Genomic DNA, 19,153 nt, shown 5'->3' on the forward strand with positions numbered 1-19,153 from the left:
GAGTAAATGCGTTCAAACTCGTAGCGCAGAGGGCGATTTTCTGCAGAGATCGGACGCTGTTTATGCTGGACTGATTTTGCGATAAAGGCTTAGGCCGATGCATACAGGCGGGGCTGAATAAGGGTGAGGCCCTTGGGCGAGCATCCTTCATGCACCGGCTGAATGAAATCAGGGATCTGGGGGTGGGAGGATCAGCGTTACCACGCCACCGGCGCTGACACTACATACGGCGGCGATAACACTCTGGAATACGGTTTATATAGAAAGAACCATTGAGCCGCTTAAGCAAAAAGGAGTCCCTGTTAATGAACTGCTGGTCTCTCATCCTTCTCCACTGCTGTACAAAATATAGTCTTAGCGTGGGATAATTAATGAGATGGTCACTCCCTCCTTCCCGGTACTATGCTGAGGACAGGCTTTCATTCGGAGAACTATCATGGAAAACATTGCGCTCATTGGTATCGATCTGGGTAAAAACTCTTTCCATATTCATTGCCAGGATCGTCGCGGGAAGGCTGTTTACCGTAAAAAATTTACCCGGCCAAAGTTGATCGAATTTTTGGCGACATGCCCCGCTACAACCATCGCAATGGAAGCCTGTGGCGGTTCTCACTTTATGGCACGCAAGTTGGAAGAGTTGGGGCATTCCCCAAAGCTGATATCACCACAATTTGTCCGCCCGTTCGTTAAAAGCAATAAAAACGACTTTGTCGACGCCGAAGCTATTTGTGAAGCTGCATCGCGTCCGTCTATGCGTTTTGTGCAGCCCAGAACGGAATCTCAGCAGGCAATGCGGGCTCTGCATCGTGTCCGTGAATCCCTGGTTCAGGATAAGGTAAAAACAACCAATCAAATGCATGCTTTTCTGCTGGAATTTGGCATTAGCGTTCCCCGAGGAGCTGCCGTTATTAGCCGACTGAGTACCATTCTTGAGGATAATAGTTTGCCTCTTTACCTCAGCCAGTTATTGCTGAAATTACAACAGCATTATCACTATCTTGTTGAGCAGATTAAAGATTTGGAATCCCAGTTGAAACGAAAGTTGGACGAAGATGAGGTTGGACAGCGCTTGCTGAGCATTCCCTGCGTCGGAACACTGACAGCGAGTACTATTTCAACTGAGATTGGCGACGGGAAGCAGTACGCCAGCAGCCGTGACTTTGCGGCGGCAACAGGGCTTGTACCTCGGCAGTACAGCACGGGAGGTAGGACGACATTGCTGGGAATTAGTAAGCGAGGTAATAAAAAGATCCGAACTTTGTTGGTTCAATGTGCCAGGGTATTCATACAAAAACTGGAACACCAGTCTGGCAAATTGGCCGATTGGGTCAGGGATTTACTGTGCCGGAAAAGCAACTTTGTCGTCACTTGTGCTCTGGCAAACAAGCTGGCCAGAATAGCCTGGGCCCTAACGGCACGACAGCAAACTTATGTAGCATAACGGCAGAAATACACCGGTTTAAAGAATTACTGATCTGGTTTTGCGAATACTGATATTGATGATACTAACGGCCCACCGGCCTGTTGAGGAACCTGTAAAACGGAAAGGCTCATTGAAGCCGTATATTTTCTGGAGGTTCATCAGGCGCGGAACTCATCAAGGCGCGGGAATAAAATCCCATTCAGACGCCGGATAGATTCAAGCAAGCCAACTTGTCGTCAAAATCGGTGTTGCAAAAACGGGAGTGACCATAGATTCCGTTTTCCAAGCGGACCCCTTAAGTTACGGGCGGCACCAGCCGCCAAGGGCGTACTCGATGCCATCGAGGTGCTTCGCGGCATGAACAGCGACAACGCCCGCAAGGTGCCCGCCGACGCGCCGACCGCATTCATCAAGCCACGCTGGGCGAAACTGGTGCTCACGGACGATGGCATTGACCGGCGCTACTACGAGCTGTGCGCCCTGTCAGAGCTAAAGAACGCGCTGCGATCAGGCGATGTCTGGGTGCAGGGTTCGCGCCAGTTCAAGGACTTTGATGAGTACCTGGTGCCGGCCGAGAAGTTCGCTACTCTGAAGCTGGCCAACGAATTGTCGCTGGCAGTGGCCACCGATTGCGATCAGTATTTGCACGACCGACTGGCATTGCTGGAACAGCAGCTTGCCACCGTCAACCGCATGGCGGCGGCCAATGATCTGCCGGATGCCATCATTACCGAGTCCGGCCTGAAGATCACGCCGCTGGACGCGGCGGTGCCGGAGACCGCACAAGCCCTAATCGACCAGTCGGCGATGCTGCTGCCACACGTCAAGATTACCGAACTGCTGATGGAAGTTGATGAGTGGACAGGCTTCACCCGGCATTTCACGCATCTGAAGACCGGCGACACGGCCAAGGACAAAACCTTGCTGCTGACGACGATCCTGGCTGATGGCATCAATCTCGGGCTAACCAAGATGGCCGAATCCTGCCCAGGCACGACTTACGCCAAGCTGTCGTGGCTGCAAGCCTGGCACATCCGGGATGAAACGTACTCAACGGCGCTGGCCGAACTGGTCAACGCGCAGTTCCGGCAATCCTTTGCCGGAAACTGGGGCGATGGCACCACGTCATCGTCGGATGGCCAAAATTTCAGAACCGGCAGCAAAGCGGAGAGCACCGGGCATATCAACCCGAAGTATGGAAGCAGTCCAGGCCGGACGTTTTATACCCATATCTCCGACCAGTACGCGCCCTTCAGCACCAAGGTAGTCAACGTCGGCGTGCGTGATTCAACCTATGTGCTCGATGGCCTGCTGTACCACGAGTCGGACTTGCGGATCGAGGAGCACTACACCGACACAGCGGGCTTTACTGATCATGTCTTCGGCCTGATGCACCTACTGGGCTTCCGATTCGCGCCACGTATCCGAGACCTGGGCGACACCAAGCTATTCATCCCAAAGGGCGATGCCGCCTATGACGCGCTCAAGCCGATGATTAGCAGCGACCGGCTGAACATCAAGCAGATACGCGCCCATTGGGATGAAATCTTGCGGTTCGCCACTTCGATCAAACAGGGTACGGTGACGGCCTCGCTGATGTTGCGCAAGCTCGGCAGCTATCCGCGTCAGAACGGACTGGCCGTTGCACTGCGCGAGCTGGGGCGCATTGAGCGCACGCTGTTCATACTGGATTGGCTGCAAAGCGTGGAGCTGCGCCGCCGCGTGCAGGCCGGACTCAACAAAGGCGAGGCGCGCAACGCGCTGGCCAGGGCGGTGTTCTTCAACCGACTGGGCGAAATCCGCGACCGCAGTTTTGAGCAACAACGCTACCGGGCCAGCGGCCTCAATCTGGTAACGGCGGCCATCGTGCTTTGGAACACGGCCTATCTGGAACGGGCAACCAATGCTTTGAACGGGCACGGCAAACCGGTAGACGAGACGCTGTTTCAATACCTGTCACCGCTGGGGTGGGAACACATCAATCTGACCGGCGATTACCTCTGGCGCAGCAGCACCAAGGTCGGCGCAGGCAAGTTCAGACCGTTGCGACCACTGCCACCGGCTTAACGTGCTTTATTTAATGAGATGGTCACTCCCTCCTTCCCAGTACTATGCTGAGGACAGGCTTTCATTCGGAGAACCATCATGGAAAACATTGCGCTTATTGGTATCGATCTGGGTAAGAACTCTTTCCATATTCATTGTCAGGATCATCGTGGGAAGGCCGTTTACCGTAAAAAATTCACCCGACCAAAGCTAATCGAATTTCTGGCGACATGCCCGGCAACAACCATCGCGATGGAAGCCTGTGGCGGTTCTCACTTTATGGCACGCAAGCTGGCAGAGTTAGGGCATTTTCCAAAGCTGATATCACCGCAATTTGTCCGCCCATTCGTTAAAAGCAACAAAAATGACTTCGTTGATGCTGAAGCTATCTGTGAAGCAGCATCACGTCCATCTATGCGTTTCGTGCAGCCCAGAACCGAATCTCAGCAGGCAATGCGAGCTCTGCATCGTGTCCGTGAATCCCTGGTTCAGGATAAGGTGAAAACAACTAATCAGATGCATGCTTTTCTGCTGGAATTTGGTATCAGCGTTCCGCGAGGTGCTGCCGTTATTAGTCGACTGAGTACCCTTCTTGAGGACAGTAGTTTGCCTCTTTATCTCAGCCAGTTACTGCTGAAATTACAACAGCATTATCACTATCTTGTTGAGCAGATTAAAGATCTGGAATCTCAGTTGAAACGAAAGTTGGACGAAGATGAGGTTGGACAGCGCTTGCTGAGTATTCCCTGCGTTGGAACGCTGACTGCCAGTACTATTTCAACTGAGATTGGCGACGGGAAGCAGTACGCCAGCAGCCGTGACTTTGCGGCGGCAACAGGGCTGGTACCCCGACAGTACAGCACGGGAGGTCGGACGACATTGTTAGGGATTAGCAAGCGGGGCAACAAAAAGATCCGAACTTTGTTGGTTCAGTGTGCCAGGGTATTCATACAAAAACTGGAACACCAGTCTGGCAAGTTGGCCGACTGGGTCAGGGAGTTGTTGTGTCGGAAAAGCAACTTTGTCGTCACCTGTGCTCTGGCAAACAAGCTGGCCAGAATAGCCTGGGCACTGACGGCGCGACAGCAAACTTACGAAGCATAAAGGCAGAAATACACCAGTTTAAACAATCATTCATCTGGTTTTGCGAATACTGATATTGATGATACTAACGGCCCACCGGCCTGTTGAGGAACCTGTAAAACGGAAAGGCTCATTGAAGCCGTATATTTTCTGGAGGTTCATCAGGCGCGGAACTCATCGAGGCGCGGGAATAAAATCCCATTCAGACGCCGGATAGATTCAAGCAAGCCAACTTGTCGTCAAAATCGGTGTTGCAAAAACGGGAGTGACCATAGATTCGTTTTCTGAGACGACCCCTAGCGGTGCGTACAATGAAGCCTTTATGTTAAATAGGGGCTTTTGTTGTCCGGAAAAGGCTGAGCAAAAATACGATAAACAGTGTCATACCGGTAACCAGCATGACATAGCCGGCTGTTGGGTTATAAGTCAGACAGAAGGCTGTGCAGGCACTGGGGGCGTGTATGCGAAAAAGCCCGGCAAAACACAGACTGGCCGAGAGTCCGTAAAATAACGATCCTGCGATAACGGTCAGCATAATTCTAAACATTGTCCCTTTGTCCCTTTGACCCTAATCATCCTCATCTTTTTTCTAATATGCCCCTTAAAATCAGGATGTTGATTGTTTTGTATGCAAGAAATGGACTAAAGAAATTTGTTTGTGATCCCATTCTCGTTTCTGCATATGAACAAAAAAGCCCCGCACATGGGCGGGGCTGAATGCTGCGAGTCTGCGACGGTGACTTATCCCGGAAGCGTCCAGTCAGGTCGTTCAAAATGGCAGGTATAGCCGTTGGGATTATGCTGCAGGTAATCCTGATGCTCTGGCTCTGCAGACCAGAACTCACCGGCCTGCTCTACTTCTGTCACCACGACTCCGGGCCAGACTCCTGAATCATCTATTTCACGGATAAGCTGGTTTGCCTGCTGCTTTTGCTCCTCTGTGGTGAAAAAGATGGCTGAGCGGTAGCTTGAGCCGACGTCATTACCCTGACGAAGTATTGTTGTAGGGTTGTGAATACTAAAGAAATATTCCAGTAGTTTTCGGTAGCTCAGTTTATCCGGGGAATACACCACCTTCACCGCCTCCGCATGTCCTGGGTGGTGCTGGTATGTCGGGTTATCATTACGTCCGCCGGTATAGCCCACTTCGGTGCTGACCACGCCATTGAGTTTGCGGATCAGCTCCTGGACACCCCAGAAACAACCACCGGCAAGGATTGCCACATCAGTTTTCATGCTTATCTCCTTTCTCAAACAGGGGAAGAAATTCACCGTATCCTTCTGTTTCCAGAGCGCCTTTCGGGATAAAACGCAGTGAAGCCGAGTTAATGCAGTAACGTAATCCACCGGTATCCTGTGGCCCGTCAGGGAAGACGTGTCCCAGATGGCTGTCACCGTGATGGGAACGCACTTCAGTACGCACCATGCCGTGACTGAGGTCGCTCAGGTTGCGGACGTTGTTTTCCACTGGTTTGCTGAATGCCGGCCAGCCACAGCCCGAATCAAATTTGTCCTTCGACGAGAACAGTGGCTCACCGGAGACGATATCCACGTACAGTCCGTCCTCAAAGTGGTCGTCATATTCTCCGGTAAACGGGCGCTCAGTGGCGCTTTTCTGGGTGACGCTGAACTGCAGTTCCGTCAGTGCCTGAATGGTCTGTGGGTCTTTTTTATACGGTTTGTTCATATCGCTCTCCTGACAAATCTCACTCACCGGGACGGGTCCTGCTCATGAATAAGATCCAGATAGTGTTTTTCAAAGTCCGGGTTGGCGGGGAGCGACTTATTTTCCAGGTAGCGCTCTAAAAAGTAGCGGGGAGTGATCCCCGCCCGAAAGGCGGCTTCCATGCCTCTCACCATGAACCCGGGAGTGGTGTCATATTTGCTGGCCAGAAATATCAGGCTGCTGCGTAATTCAGGGTCACCCCATGGCTGACAATGCGTCAGACGAGCGGGGTTTGTGCACGGCGCTGAGTTGCTTCGCCCTCCGGTTAATCAGTGTCCGTCGCAGGTCATGACGCAACAGCACCAGTCCAGCCCCAATCAGAAGAACATCCTTGATAATGAAGCTGTCAATGCGACCCAGCTGCGGCAGAAGGCTCAGGGTGACGATGCCGGTGCCTGCCACCATCAGGGCGCCTGCTGCACCCACTGCCGGCCGGAAAAATCCGGCAATCAGGGCCAGAAGGGTGATATTTTCCACCACGCCGAGTGCGTAGCTGAGCCCCTGAACGCCGAGAGCCGGATACAGCGCACCGAGCCAGGTGCCTGGCAGCAGGTGGTGAAGGGCATTGGCCTCGAAGGCAAACCATTTGTAGGTGCCAAACAGGGCGAAGATGAAAATCACTGACAGCCGCAGAACCATAATGTCCAGGCCTGACGTTTTACGAAGTAACCGGCGCAGTTGTGTCTCGACGTTATTTTTCATGGTGTGTGTCCTTTTATTTTCGTTTTGTGTTTATGCAAACAGCGTGGCGCGGGCATGAACGAAACGGGCCTGCTCAAGCTCAGAAATCAGATAAGCGGCAGCGCCATGTTCAAGGGCTTCGCGGATAACCTCCCGCTCCAGCTCATCCACGGAAGACACCCAGCCAACAGAGAGTGTACGGACCGGTACCAGAGCTGCTTTTTCTTCCTCAGTAAGATCGGATTTGATGATGACCGGTCCATGGGCTTTACGGGTGAAGACAGCGATAACGTCGTTGATAAGTGCTTTCATGATGATGCCCCCTGCATGTCTGTTTTATTGTGTTGTCGTGTTGTTAATATTTATTCTACCTACCAGTAGATAGATTGGCAAGGGGTAACTGGAAATTAAACGCAAGGAAAGTCTTAATGTCTTCTGAGGCCCCCGGAATACAGGCGTTGTCAGCGGTGATTTTTTTGAGTGCTGGCTGCCCCGGTTAAACCGGGGCAGCCACAGGCGTGGCTTTACGGGCGGGAGAGTAGCTGAATAAGCGCGCTCATGGTGCGGGAACAGGCATCATGAGGAGGGATCCGATTGAGCATCAGGGCCCCTTTAATGGCGCTGCCGATGATAATGGCCACGTCAGCCGGCTCAGCAGTAAAAGCCAGTTCACCGCTTTCACGACCCGAAACCAGCACACTGGTCAGGATGCGCAGGTCGGTTTGTGCCAGTCGTGAGGTGGCTTTCTGAAGAGGTTCTTCAAACAGGGCGCTGTCGGACAGCATGGCGTGAATGCCACACATCTGGCCGCTGTCGGCGCATTTGAGAAATGCGTCCATATAACCCTGCAGACGGGCTTTACCCGGTGGCAGCTGTAACAGGGCAGCTTCCAGTTTCAGCAGGCTGGCCTCCTTGTATTCACAATAGGCAAGCCCGAGGTCGGTTTTGGTCTGAAAATGGTAATGGATACTGGCCTTCCGTATTCCCAGACCGTCAGCGAGATCAGCATAGCTGAAGCCCTGGTAGCCGTTCTGCTGGATAAGGGTATCAGTCAGTTCAATCAGACTGTCATGGGTGGACATAATGTTCTCCTGGCACCTGCGGGTGCCTGTTATTCAGACACAACTGCGCCCGGAAACCAGAAGGGTTCCGGGCGCAGTTGCGAGGGTAACGGGTATTCAACGATACAGGACAGCGGTACCGGAAAGTTTATTCATACCGGTGGCACTGGTGATGCGGTAGTGTGTGGCCCCGGCATCAGCGGCTTTCATATCCAGTGAGGCCACCAGGTCATCCAGGGTGGTGAAGCCACCGGAAGAGACCACCCCAATTTTTTGCAGCGATGCTGCTTCGCTGCGGGAAACCATTTGCGGGCTGGCGGCATAGCTCAGTGCGCTGGCGGACAGGGCGATGATGGCAAGGGTGGTTTTGATGATGTTTTTCATGATGACGCTCCTGATGTTCTGTTGTGTGTTTTTGTTTGTGTGTCGTGTTGTTAAAATCAAATATACCAACCAGTAGATAGGTTGGCAAGTGTTAATTGGGGTCCGCTTGGAAAACGAATCTATGGTCACTCCCGTTTTTGCAACACCGATTTTGACGACAAGTTGGCTTGCTTGAATCTATCCGGCGTCTGAATGGGATTTTATTCCCGCGCCTTGATGAGTTCCGCGCCTGATGAACCTCCAGAAAATATACGGCTTCAATGAGCCTTTCCGTTTTACAGGTTCCTCAACAGGCCGGTGGGCCGTTAGTATCATCAATATCAGTATTCGCAAAACCAGATCAGTAATTCTTTAAACCGGTGTATTTCTGCCGTTATGCTACATAAGTTTGCTGTCGTGCCGTTAGGGCCCAGGCTATTCTGGCCAGCTTGTTTGCCAGAGCACAAGTGACGACAAAGTTGCTTTTCCGGCACAGTAAATCCCTGACCCAATCGGCCAATTTGCCAGACTGGTGTTCCAGTTTTTGTATGAATACCCTGGCACATTGAACCAACAAAGTTCGGATCTTTTTATTACCTCGCTTACTAATTCCCAGCAATGTCGTCCTACCTCCCGTGCTGTACTGCCGAGGTACAAGCCCTGTTGCCGCCGCAAAGTCACGGCTGCTGGCGTACTGCTTCCCGTCGCCAATCTCAGTTGAAATAGTACTCGCTGTCAGTGTTCCGACGCAGGGAATGCTCAGCAAGCGCTGTCCAACCTCATCTTCGTCCAACTTTCGTTTCAACTGGGATTCCAAATCTTTAATCTGCTCAACAAGATAGTGATAATGCTGTTGTAATTTCAGCAATAACTGGCTGAGGTAAAGAGGCAAACTATTATCCTCAAGAATGGTACTCAGTCGGCTAATAACGGCAGCTCCTCGGGGAACGCTAATGCCAAATTCCAGCAGAAAAGCATGCATTTGATTGGTTGTTTTTACCTTATCCTGAACCAGGGATTCACGGACACGATGCAGAGCCCGCATTGCCTGCTGAGATTCCGTTCTGGGCTGCACAAAACGCATAGACGGACGCGATGCAGCTTCACAAATAGCTTCGGCGTCGACAAAGTCGTTTTTATTGCTTTTAACGAACGGGCGGACAAATTGTGGTGATATCAGCTTTGGGGAATGCCCCAACTCTTCCAACTTGCGTGCCATAAAGTGAGAACCGCCACAGGCTTCCATTGCGATGGTTGTAGCGGGGCATGTCGCCAAAAATTCGATCAACTTTGGCCGGGTAAATTTTTTACGGTAAACAGCCTTCCCGCGACGATCCTGGCAATGAATATGGAAAGAGTTTTTACCCAGATCGATACCAATGAGCGCAATGTTTTCCATGATAGTTCTCCGAATGAAAGCCTGTCCTCAGCATAGTACCGGGAAGGAGGGAGTGACCATCTCATTAATTATCCCACGCTAAGACTGTTTTTTGTACAAAGCGGTATCGACTGTACGTAATGAGCGGTATTTTCCGGATCCCAGCTTAAGATTATTACGCCAGACGTAATCTCCACTCAGATTGATATGTTCCCAGCCCAGGGGAGAAAGATGAGAGACCAGTTGCTCATTTATCGGGATACCCTTTCGTTTTAGTGACTCAATAGCTCTTTCTATATATACCGTGTTCCACAACGTGATCGCTGCTGTCAGTAATGTCAGCCCGCTGGCGCGATAACTCTGATTCTCCAGCCCACGATCCCTTATTTCACCCAGACGGTGCAAAAAGACCGCTCGCGCAAGGGCATTACGGGCCTCACCCTTATTCAGCCCCGCCTGCACGCGTCGGCGCAGACCGGGATCACGGAACCAGTCCAGCATAAATAGTGTCCGTTCGATGCGGCCAATCTCTCTCAGCGCTTTGGCAAGTCCATTCTGTTTTGGGTAACTGGCTAACTTTTTCATCATCAGTGATGCGGTGACTGTCCCCTGCTTAATCGAGGTTGCCAGGCGCAATACCTCATCCCAGTGCGACTCAATGTCTTTGATATTTAGGCAGGTTGTTGATATGACAGACTGAAGCCCCGGATAGCGCTCGGCCTTTCCATGAATAAACAGCCGCTTGTCATGAAGATCACGGATCCTTGGCGCAAAAGCGAATCCCAGCAGGTGCATCAGGGCGAAAACATGTTCAGTGAAGCCTGCGGTATCGGTGTAATGCTCGGTAATTTCCAGATCGCTTTCATGGTACAGCAGGCCATCAAGCACGTGGGTTGAGTCGCGCACCCGGCTGATCACTTTGGCGTAGAACGGGCTGTATTGGTCTGAGATATGCGTATAAATCTGCACGCCCGGCTCCTGACCATATTTAAGATTGACCTGACCGGCATAACGTCCGTGACTGCCTACCCGAAAGTTCTGCCCGTCTGACGACGATGTTGTCCCGTCGCCCCAGAATGCGGCCAGAGGCCGCTCTTTCTGTGCGTTGACCAGCTCGGCCAGTGCCGCTGAATAAGTTTCATCCCTGATGTACCATGCCTGAATACCTTCGAGTGACGATCTTGTGGCCCCAGGGCAGGATTCCGCCATTTTTGTCAGCCCAAGGTTGATGCCGTCAGCCAGAATGGTGGTCAGCAACAGTCTTCCGTCTTTTGGTCTGACGTTATTATTTTTGAGGTGCGCGAAGTGACGCGTAAATCCCGTCCAGCTATCAACTTCTTCCAGTATCTCCGTAATTTTCGGATGGGGAAGCATGCCATAGACCAAATCTGCAAAGGGCGAAACACCTGAAGGAACGCTGTTCTCCAGTGGAGTGATTTTTACGCCTTTATCTGAGATATCTACATCGGGCAAATCACCGGCAAGCGCCATCGCGTTAACTTCTTCCAGCCGAGATGCAAGAAGAGTCATACGGGCCTGAAGGTATGCCTGGCTATCGGTCTGAACGGCCAACTGTAACTGGTCATTATGTCGGGATTTCTCAAACTCAGCAGTCGGGATGAGATAATCATCAAAATTTTTGTAGCGGCGCGATCCTTTTACCCAGATATCACCGGAACGTAATGGGCACTGTTGCAAAGTTAGCGATGAGGCAGCCTTTTGTCTTATTCAAAGGCCTTACATTTCAAAAACTCTGCTTACCAGGCGCATTTCGCCCAGGGGATCACCATAATAAAATGCTGAGGCCTGGCCTTTGCGTAGTGCACGCATCACCTCAATACCTTTGATGGTGGCGTAAGCCGTCTTCATGGATTTAAATCCCAGCGTGGCGCCGATTATCCGTTTCAGTTTGCCATGATCGCATTCAATCACGTTGTTCCGGTACTTAATCTGTCGGTGTTCAACGTCAGACGGGCACCGGCCTTCGCGTTTGAGCAGAGCAAGCGCGCGACCATAGGCGGGCGCTTTATCCGTGTTGATGAATCGCGGGATCTGCCACTTCTTCACGTTGTTGAGGATTTTACCCAGAAACCGGTATGCAGCTTTGCTGTTACGACGGGAGGAGAGATAAAAATCGACAGTGCGGCCCCGGCTGTCGACGGCCCGGTACAGATACGCCCAGCGGCCATTGACCTTCACGTAGGTTTCATCCATGTGCCACGGGCAAAGATCGGAAGGGTTACGCCAGTACCAGCGCAGCCGTTTTTCCATTTCAGGCGCATAACGCTGAACCCAGCGGTAAATCGTGGAGTGATCGACATTCACTCCGCGTTCAGCCAGCATCTCCTGCAGCTCACGGTAACTGATGCCGTATTTGCAGTACCAGCGTACGGCCCACAGAATGATGTCACGCTGAAAATGCCGGCCTTTGAATGGGTTCATGTGCAGCTCCATCAGCAAAAGGGGATGATAAGTTTATCACCACCGACTATTTGCAACAGTGCCGACAAGATCGGATGAAGAATATCCAGCTTCCTATAATATCTGCGCCAGACGACCTTTTTACATGTAAAAATTTGATGCGAGCGAATCTGTTGACTCAAATAATTTGACTGGAAGCCTAGTCGATGCGCAGTGGCTCACATTTAGCCGTAGTGGGCTGGTGAGATACAAATAAATCGTTGTTGAGGTATAAATAATTTTGCTTTTTTTAGTTCAATAATAATCGTAAGTTGTCAGTAGCAGAAAAGATGATTAATTATTGCCTGTGTTAGTGAAACCTAATTTATACAGTGATCCGGTATTTTAATTCTGGTGAATAATAAAATTACGGCGGTGATGTTTTTATGGAAATAGTCGTGTTATTGCCATTGTTGGTAATGCTGATACTCGTTTTGCGAAATAAGCATATGATTCTGGCAGGACTGGTGGGCGGACTAACCGCGATGCTGGTTGGTGGTATCGGTTTTTCGCAGGCAAGTAAGATCGTTATGACATCAATTCCCGGGATGACGGGAATTATCACCCCGGTTATCTATTCTGCTGTGGCGTTGGTACTGGCTAAACTCGGTGGTTTTGAAGCGTTGCTCGGTCTGAGTCGCAGAGTGTTTGGCCGAAAGCAATATCTCATTGCGGCGGCGATTGTACTCACTCAGGCGTTAGCAACTTATGCCGCAGGGCTTGGGGCGGGTAATACCATGGTAACCGGGCCTCTTGCGCTGGCGATTGTAGGTGCTGTTCCACAGCTGATAGCGGGCATGGCAATTGTGACTGCCGCGAGCTTTATGACGTCACCTTCAGGGGCCGATGCGGCCGCTATTTCAAAAATTGCCAACATTGAAATTGCAACCTATAGCGATACGATGTTCCCCATTACCGTCTGCTTGTGGACTTTGGGAATGACTATCGCTGCATTCGGCGTCTGGAAAAGCGGAAGCGTCCTGCAGGATGAGGATACGATGTCCGATGTTACGCTGAAAGAACAGTTAATTAAGGTCATGCCTCCCGTATATTTTCTGGTAGTCGTTGTGGCAGGCAAAAACTTGAATGAGTTATTCGATTATTCGCTGTTTAGCCCGATATTTAATATGTTCAGTACGTTGATGCTGGGTTTTGCAGTAACACGTCAGTCTCCCGGTAAGCTGGCTGAAGAACTGGTACAGAACTCTTCTTTCCTGCTAACAAAACTATTCGCAATTGGCATTTTCCTCGGTTTTATCAACATACTGGCGGAAATTGGTACGTTCACCTACATTGCTGAATTTATTAAATCATCACCCGCCTTTGTTACCGTACCCGTGGCTGTATTTATTGCTTTTTGCATCTCGATTCCGGCAGGAGGATACAGCGTGGGGGTCAGTACCCTGGTCATGCCGATTATGGTGGAGTCCGGGCTTTCTATTACACAAATTGGTCTGGCGGCACTTGCTGTAGGTGTGGGCACGCAAATGAGCCCGGTTCAAATCAACGTGGCTTCACTGTCACAGTCATTCAAGCTGGATATTCAGCGAATTGTTAAAATTAATGCACCTTATATGGCTGGCGTTGCGGCGATACTGTGCATCATGGGATTCTTCTTATAAAACATCTTACAAAACTTGCTGTCCCTGGTATCTGAAAAAGAGGAAATACACTATGCAAAAAGTTGAAGTGTTCCGTATTCCAACTGCATCGCCGGATGATGTATCTGGTCTGAAAAATTTGATTGAGAATGGTAGTGTTGATCCACGTGATATTATTGCTGTATTGGGTAAAACTGAAGGTAATGGTTGCGTTAACGACTTTACCCGCGGTTTTGCAACGCAAAGCCTCTCTATCTTCATGGCTGAGCAATTAGATATGTCCGTCAGCGCCGTACAGGAGCGGATCGCATTTGTCATGTCAGGCGGCACGGAAGGCGTAATGTCGCCCCATCTGACGGTGTTTACCCGCAAAGAGGTGGATCAACCCGCAAAGGAAGGTAAACGTCTGGCAGCCGGTATTGCCTTTACCCGGGATTTTCTCCCAGAAGAAATTGGCAGAATGGCGCAGGTGAAAGAAGTCGCTGAAGGGGTGCGTATTGCGATGAAAGATGCTGGCATTACCGATCCGCAGGATGTTCATTTTGTGCAAATCAAGTGTCCTTTACTGACGGCAGATCGTATTGAGGACGCCAGAGTGCGCGGTCAAACCGTTGCTGTTCATGATACGTATAAATCAATGGCCTACTCCAGAGGGGCATCCGCCCTCGGCGTCGCGCTGGCCCTCGGTGAAGTGTCAGAAGATGCGTTGAACGATAAGGTCATTTGTCAGGACTGGACGCTTTATTCCGGTGTGGCGTCTACTTCGGCAGGTGTGGAACTTCTGAAGGATGAAATTATTGTTATCGGAAACGCTGAAAACACGACCAGCGATCTGCGCATCGGGCATGCGGTGATGCAGGATGCTATTGATATCGATGCCCTGTTTGCCGCTATGCGTGAAGCCGGTCTTGAATTTGACGGTCTGCCGCCGCAGGAAGAGCTGGATCGGATCGTAAATGTGTTGGCCAAGGCTGAAGCAAGCTCCACAGGAACGGTGCGGGGAAGAAGAAATACGATGCAGGACGACTCTGATATCAACCATACCCGCTCGGCCCGGGCCGTGGTCAATGCAGCCATTGCCGCAATTACACGTGACCCGCTCGTGTATGTCTCCGGGGGGGCTGAGCATCAGGGGCCAGATGGCGGCGGTCCCATTAGCGTAATCGCGAAAGTGTAAGCAGCCTGGCAAGGGGGAACGAGCGGTTAATCACGCTCACTCCTGCGCCAGAACAACCGCGGGGCGGCCCTGCCGGGCAGGGAGCGAGCCGGACTTGGTTTTACGATGAGAGGTGATGCACATGAATAACCACTTTGTCGGAATTGATGAGAAGCCCCCGTTTCTATCTTTGCTGTTAATGGGGATTCAGCACGTGCTGGTGCTGTTCTCAGGTCTGGTAGCCGTACCGTTGGTGGTGGGCATGGCGCTTGGTCTGCCCAGTACGGATATTACTGTTCTGGTCCAGGGCAGCTTGATTGTTAGCGGTACTGGTACGCTGATTCAATGCCTTGGTTTAGGACATCTGGGATCCCGGTTGCCCATTTGCATGGGCTCGGCGTTTGTCTTCATTGCACCCAGTATCACGGTGGGGTCGCAGATGGGGATCCAGGCCGTGTTTGGCGCATCCATGGTGTGCGGGTTTGTCGCCTGGATCCTCAGTTTTTTTATTGGAAGAGTGCAGAAACTGATTCCTCCGCTGGTGACCGGAACTATTGTTTCACTGATTGGTATCAAGCTGCTGCCGCTGGGATTCACCTGGCTTGCTGGTGGGCATAGTGAACTTTATGGCAAGCCGGTATGTTTTCTGATCGGCGGCGTTGTGCTGGTGGCATTACTGGTTGCCAGCCAGTCGCGAAAAGGCTTGTTATCATCGTTTTCCGTCATTATTGCCATTATGCTGGGATATGTTGTATCGGCACTGCTCGGCATTCTTGACCTCCACCACGTGCAGGATGCTTCCTGGGTCTCTTTTCCTGATTTGCTGCATTTTGGTTGGCCGACTTTTTCGTATTCGGCCATTGTCATCATGATGATTGCTCAACTTACCGCCGTACTGGAAAGCATTGGTAATACATACGGTACGGGAGCTGCGGTACGCAGAGAGATCACGCATAAGCATTTGTCTGGCGCAATCTCAGTCGATGGTATCGGCTCGATTGTCGCGCCGCTGCTTAACGGTTTTCCTCTGACCTGTTTTGCCCAGAATATAGGGGTCATCAGTATCACTCGCGTGGCAAGCCGCTATGTGGTTGCCTCAGCGGGTGTGGTTCTGATTGCACTTGGGTTGATTCCCAAATTTTCAGCCCTGGTCGCGGGAATGCCGGCACCGGTGCTCGGTGGAGCGTCTCTGATTATGTTCGGCTCTATCGTCGGGTCAGGCGTCGCCCAGATTAAGGATTCAGGACCGTTCGACCAGCGAGCAGCCATGGTTTTTTCAACCTCTCTCGCACTCGGACTGGGGTTTGGCCTGGCGCCGAAAGACGCTTTTGATGCCTTTTCGCCATCGCTGGCCGTGCTCCTGGAGTCGGGTGTGGCGATTGGTGGAATGGCGGCAATTATATTGAATCTGGTTCTTCCGCGATCACCTGAACCATCCGTTAGCTGAAATCGCGAGGGTTGAAGTTTATTTATTTAATTCATTTTTCGCTTTTATTGAATTGTTCTGCCGTATAAATGATATTTTATGATTCCAGTCTCTGGCAGGTATTTACCTGACCAATGGAAGATGGCCAATTATTTATTTTTACTTGTGGTGGATATAAGGTTGAATCATTATCGGTAATTCTCCGATGGAGGTGAAATATGACATCTTTAACACTGATTCCCGTTACGGTCGGGTATTTGGCCATTGACCGTCTGAACGATGCCGGGAATCAACAAATAAATGTTCACAGCTGCTTTACAAATACGATGAATTTATTGTTGTCTGATGGTGAATTACTGATACTGGCTTCGGAGCACACCGGTTTAAATCATCCTGATACTATTATTGTTAGCGTACCGGCGAACTGGGATTGGCGTTGTACCGGGCGTGCGGGGATTACGTTCGGTGATGGTATATTCAGCAACCCGGTTTGGCAAATGGATATACGCCATGTTAAACGTTGGCAGCAAACAGACTTATATCCATTAATAATGACGGAAACTGAAAGGAAATATACGTTTCTTGCTGAGCAATTAAAAGTGTACAGTCAGAGATATCCGATCAAAAGTGCAATTATGCTGTTGCCCGATAATATGGCTAAACAGGTAAATCGACCATTGCGCGAAGTAAATATCGCCATTGAAGATAATGAGCAGCAGATTAGCCAGCTGGTTGACGGATTAATTGGTTTTGGTTTCGGTCTGACACCCGATGGCGACGATTATCTTCTCGGATATCTCGCAGCCATCTCTTTTTTGCCACAGGACATTATTTCGAGGCATCGACGGGCGCTTACCAGAATTATTATATCGAGGCTGGATCGTACCAATGATATTAGCCAGCATTATCTGAAGCGCGCGACGGAGGGCCATTTTTCTGAAGCGATTTGTCAGCTGCTGACGCACCTATCGGCGCCTTTTTCACCTTCGCCTCTTGCGGCGGCGGCGACAGCTGTCATGCGGTTTGGCGCCTCTTCCGGAGTCGATTGTCTGGCTGGACTACTTCATGGCATACGTGCGTCAACCCGCATTCATTAAGGCATAACACGATGTGTTTTACCGGAGGGATTTTCCCTCTTACGACTAATTGTTGCTGATTTCTTATGGCAATGGCGAATGAACAGGTAGCCTACATGAAAGTACTACACGGTATTTTTAAAAATCTTTATCAGGATTCCGTTTCCCTAATGCAGGTTTCCGCAAGCATCATCAATTTGCCTGGTATTAAGCAGGCATCCGTTGTGATGGGAAGTGAGACCAATCTTATTCAATTAAGAGACGCAAGGCTGGGCGACAATATTGCTGCAGGTCCTAACGATCTTATTATTGCGATTATGGGGGAAGATGAGGCCTGCGAGCAGGCACTGGCACTGGCGAAGGAGAAACTTAACAGTAAGCCGCAGGCTGATACAGAAGCCGGGAGAAGGCTGGTACAGTTTACCAGCTTGGCTATGGCGGCTGAACAGGATCCAGAGGCTAATTTGGCGCTGATCTCCGTTCCCGGCGATTATGCTGCCGCCGAGGCAATCAAAGCTATTGAGCTCGGTATGCATGTCATGCTGTTTAGTGACAATGTGAGTCTCGCCGAGGAAAAAGCGATCAAAACCCTTGCTCGGCAGAAAAATCGGTTGGTGATGGGGCCTGATTGCGGTACGGCGATTGTTAATGGGATCCCGCTGGGGTTTGCTAACGTTGTCCGCAGAGGGGGTATTGGCATTGTTGGTGCTTCCGGCACGGGGTTGCAGGAAGTCACCTGCCGCATTGATCAATTGGGCGGAGGGATTTCCCAGGCGTTAGGGACCGGTGGCCATGATTTACACGAGGAAATTGGTGGTATCAGCATGCTGATGGGGCTGAATGCCCTGGCGGAAGATGATGAGACGCAGGTGATTGTCCTTATTTCCAAACCGCCAGCCTATGACGTTGCGGAAAGGGTTCTCACCCAAGCGCAGAAAGCAGGAAAACCCGTTGTTGTAAACTTTTTAGGTGCTGCACCGCAGAGCGTTACGCGGCCAGGTGTTGTTGCCGCATTAACGCTGGCAGAGGCCGCTGAACTGGCTATGTCGTTTGTTGCGCCAGAGTCCGCTCAGCAGGCGCAGTCATCAGCATGCTGTACTGAAGATGAATTTATTCAAAAGCAAACGCAGATTAACGGCGCCGATAATTCACGTAGATATATACGGGGCGTTTTTGCGGGCGGAACATTTTGTTATGAAAGTCAGTTAATTTGCCAGCGTAATGGTATAACCGCCCATTCTAATACGCCAATAAAAGGAAACTTAGCGCTAAATAATATCTGGCAGAGTGAGGGGCATACCTTAATTGATATGGGGGATGATGATTTCACCCGCGGCCGTCCACACCCCATGATCGACCCGACGCTGCGTAATCAGCGGATTATCGCTGAAATTAACGATCCGCAAACGGCGGTTGTGCTTTTTGATCTTGTTCTTGGCTATGGCGCAGCACCGGAGCCAGCCGAAGAATTACTGAAACTGCTCAATGCTACCAACAGAGCGGCCAGCCCGTTATTAATAGCCCATGTTTGTGGAACACAGAGCGATCCACAACAGCGTAGCGTGCAAATTGGCGCCTTGAGACGCTATGGCGTTCTGGTCGCTGACAGCAACGCTCAGGCTACATGCTGGGCCGCCAGCGCAGTAAATAATCTGGGAAATAAATAAGGAACT

16 protein-coding genes and 3 pseudogenes are annotated in these 19,153 nt (G+C 50.8%); 9 read left to right on the forward strand and 10 right to left on the reverse strand.

Annotated elements, in window-relative coordinates; all coding sequences use genetic code 11:
- Window positions 1-23: 23 nt before the first annotated feature.
- The 4 genes and pseudogenes from ACQG19_RS25005 to ACQG19_RS25020 all read left to right on the forward strand — a co-directional run.
- Window positions 24-337: pseudogene (locus ACQG19_RS25005) on the forward strand (Tn3 family transposase); the annotation flags it as partial.
- 99 nt (window positions 338-436) lie between these two features.
- The gene (locus ACQG19_RS25010; RefSeq protein ID WP_000427623.1) at window positions 437-1,441 is read left to right on the forward strand and encodes an IS110-like element IS4321 family transposase; all 1,005 of its coding nucleotides are present in this window, start codon (window positions 437-439) and stop codon (window positions 1,439-1,441) included.
- A gap of 276 nt (window positions 1,442-1,717) precedes the next feature.
- Window positions 1,718-3,490 (forward strand): annotated as a pseudogene (locus ACQG19_RS25015) (Tn3 family transposase); the annotation flags it as partial.
- A gap of 78 nt (window positions 3,491-3,568) precedes the next feature.
- A complete protein-coding gene (locus tag ACQG19_RS25020; protein WP_000427614.1) occupies window positions 3,569-4,573 on the forward strand; it encodes an IS110-like element IS5075 family transposase in 1,005 nt (334 codons plus the stop codon).
- A 720-nt stretch (window positions 4,574-5,293) separates the two neighbouring features.
- Here the strand turns inward: ACQG19_RS25020 and msrA are convergent.
- From msrA to ACQG19_RS25070, 10 genes and pseudogenes are all read right to left on the reverse strand, one after another.
- Window positions 5,294-5,788 (reverse strand): peptide-methionine (S)-S-oxide reductase MsrA, encoded by a 495-nt coding sequence (msrA, locus tag ACQG19_RS25025; RefSeq protein WP_001567377.1) that lies wholly within the window; start codon window positions 5,786-5,788, stop codon window positions 5,294-5,296.
- The gene (gene msrB / locus ACQG19_RS25030; RefSeq protein WP_001567378.1) at window positions 5,778-6,239 is read right to left on the reverse strand and encodes a peptide-methionine (R)-S-oxide reductase MsrB; all 462 of its coding nucleotides are present in this window, start codon (window positions 6,237-6,239) and stop codon (window positions 5,778-5,780) included. The genes msrA and msrB overlap by 11 nt, the downstream gene beginning before the upstream one ends.
- Before the next feature lie 23 nt (window positions 6,240-6,262).
- Window positions 6,263-6,400: a hypothetical protein gene (locus ACQG19_RS25035; protein ID WP_021243014.1), complete on the reverse strand. Its 138-nt coding sequence runs from the start codon at window positions 6,398-6,400 to the stop codon at window positions 6,263-6,265.
- A gap of 73 nt (window positions 6,401-6,473) precedes the next feature.
- A complete protein-coding gene (locus tag ACQG19_RS25040; protein WP_001567380.1) occupies window positions 6,474-6,980 on the reverse strand; it encodes a DUF417 family protein in 507 nt (168 codons plus the stop codon).
- A 30-nt stretch (window positions 6,981-7,010) separates the two neighbouring features.
- Window positions 7,011-7,271, reverse strand: coding sequence for a DUF1471 domain-containing protein (locus ACQG19_RS25045; protein WP_001567381.1), 261 nt, complete (start codon window positions 7,269-7,271; stop codon window positions 7,011-7,013).
- A gap of 212 nt (window positions 7,272-7,483) precedes the next feature.
- Window positions 7,484-8,041, reverse strand: a complete 558-nt coding sequence (locus ACQG19_RS25050) for a TetR/AcrR family transcriptional regulator (protein ID WP_001567382.1) — start codon at window positions 8,039-8,041, stop codon at window positions 7,484-7,486.
- 96 nt (window positions 8,042-8,137) lie between these two features.
- Window positions 8,138-8,404 carry a YdgH/BhsA/McbA-like domain containing protein gene (locus ACQG19_RS25055; protein ID WP_001567383.1) on the reverse strand — a complete coding sequence of 89 codons (267 nt, stop codon included), beginning with the start codon at window positions 8,402-8,404 and terminating at the stop codon, window positions 8,138-8,140.
- A gap of 373 nt (window positions 8,405-8,777) precedes the next feature.
- Window positions 8,778-9,782: an IS110-like element IS4321 family transposase gene (locus ACQG19_RS25060; RefSeq protein WP_000427623.1), complete on the reverse strand. Its 1,005-nt coding sequence runs from the start codon at window positions 9,780-9,782 to the stop codon at window positions 8,778-8,780.
- Between the two features lie 78 nt (window positions 9,783-9,860).
- Window positions 9,861-11,444, reverse strand: a pseudogene (locus ACQG19_RS25065) (Tn3 family transposase); the annotation flags it as partial.
- Window positions 11,445-11,498: 54 nt separating this feature from the next.
- Entirely contained in the window at window positions 11,499-12,203 is a 705-nt protein-coding gene (locus ACQG19_RS25070; protein ID WP_001067855.1) for an IS6-like element IS26 family transposase, read from the reverse strand.
- Between the two features lie 404 nt (window positions 12,204-12,607).
- Between ACQG19_RS25070 and ACQG19_RS25075 the strand changes: the two genes are divergently transcribed.
- From ACQG19_RS25075 to fdrA, 5 genes are all read left to right on the forward strand, one after another.
- Window positions 12,608-13,843 carry a hypothetical protein gene (locus ACQG19_RS25075; protein ID WP_001549948.1) on the forward strand — a complete coding sequence of 412 codons (1,236 nt, stop codon included), beginning with the start codon at window positions 12,608-12,610 and terminating at the stop codon, window positions 13,841-13,843.
- Between the two features lie 52 nt (window positions 13,844-13,895).
- Complete coding sequence (locus ACQG19_RS25080) at window positions 13,896-14,999, forward strand: ring-opening amidohydrolase (protein WP_001549947.1); 1,104 nt, start codon at window positions 13,896-13,898, stop codon at window positions 14,997-14,999.
- Window positions 15,000-15,120: 121 nt separating this feature from the next.
- Window positions 15,121-16,425 carry a uracil-xanthine permease family protein gene (locus tag ACQG19_RS25085; protein ID WP_001549946.1) on the forward strand — a complete coding sequence of 435 codons (1,305 nt, stop codon included), beginning with the start codon at window positions 15,121-15,123 and terminating at the stop codon, window positions 16,423-16,425.
- A 197-nt stretch (window positions 16,426-16,622) separates the two neighbouring features.
- Complete coding sequence (locus ACQG19_RS25090) at window positions 16,623-17,501, forward strand: DUF2877 domain-containing protein (protein ID WP_044257108.1); 879 nt, start codon at window positions 16,623-16,625, stop codon at window positions 17,499-17,501.
- A 95-nt stretch (window positions 17,502-17,596) separates the two neighbouring features.
- On the forward strand, window positions 17,597-19,147 hold the full coding sequence (gene fdrA / locus ACQG19_RS25095; protein WP_024194858.1) for an acyl-CoA synthetase FdrA: 1,551 nt from the start codon (window positions 17,597-17,599) through the stop codon (window positions 19,145-19,147).
- Window positions 19,148-19,153: the final 6 nt, after the last annotated feature.

Origin of the sequence: Enterobacter cloacae complex sp. 277I4 (genome assembly GCF_050031465.1) — a bacterium.
GTDB classification, from domain to species: domain Bacteria; phylum Pseudomonadota; class Gammaproteobacteria; order Enterobacterales; family Enterobacteriaceae; genus Enterobacter; species Enterobacter cloacae.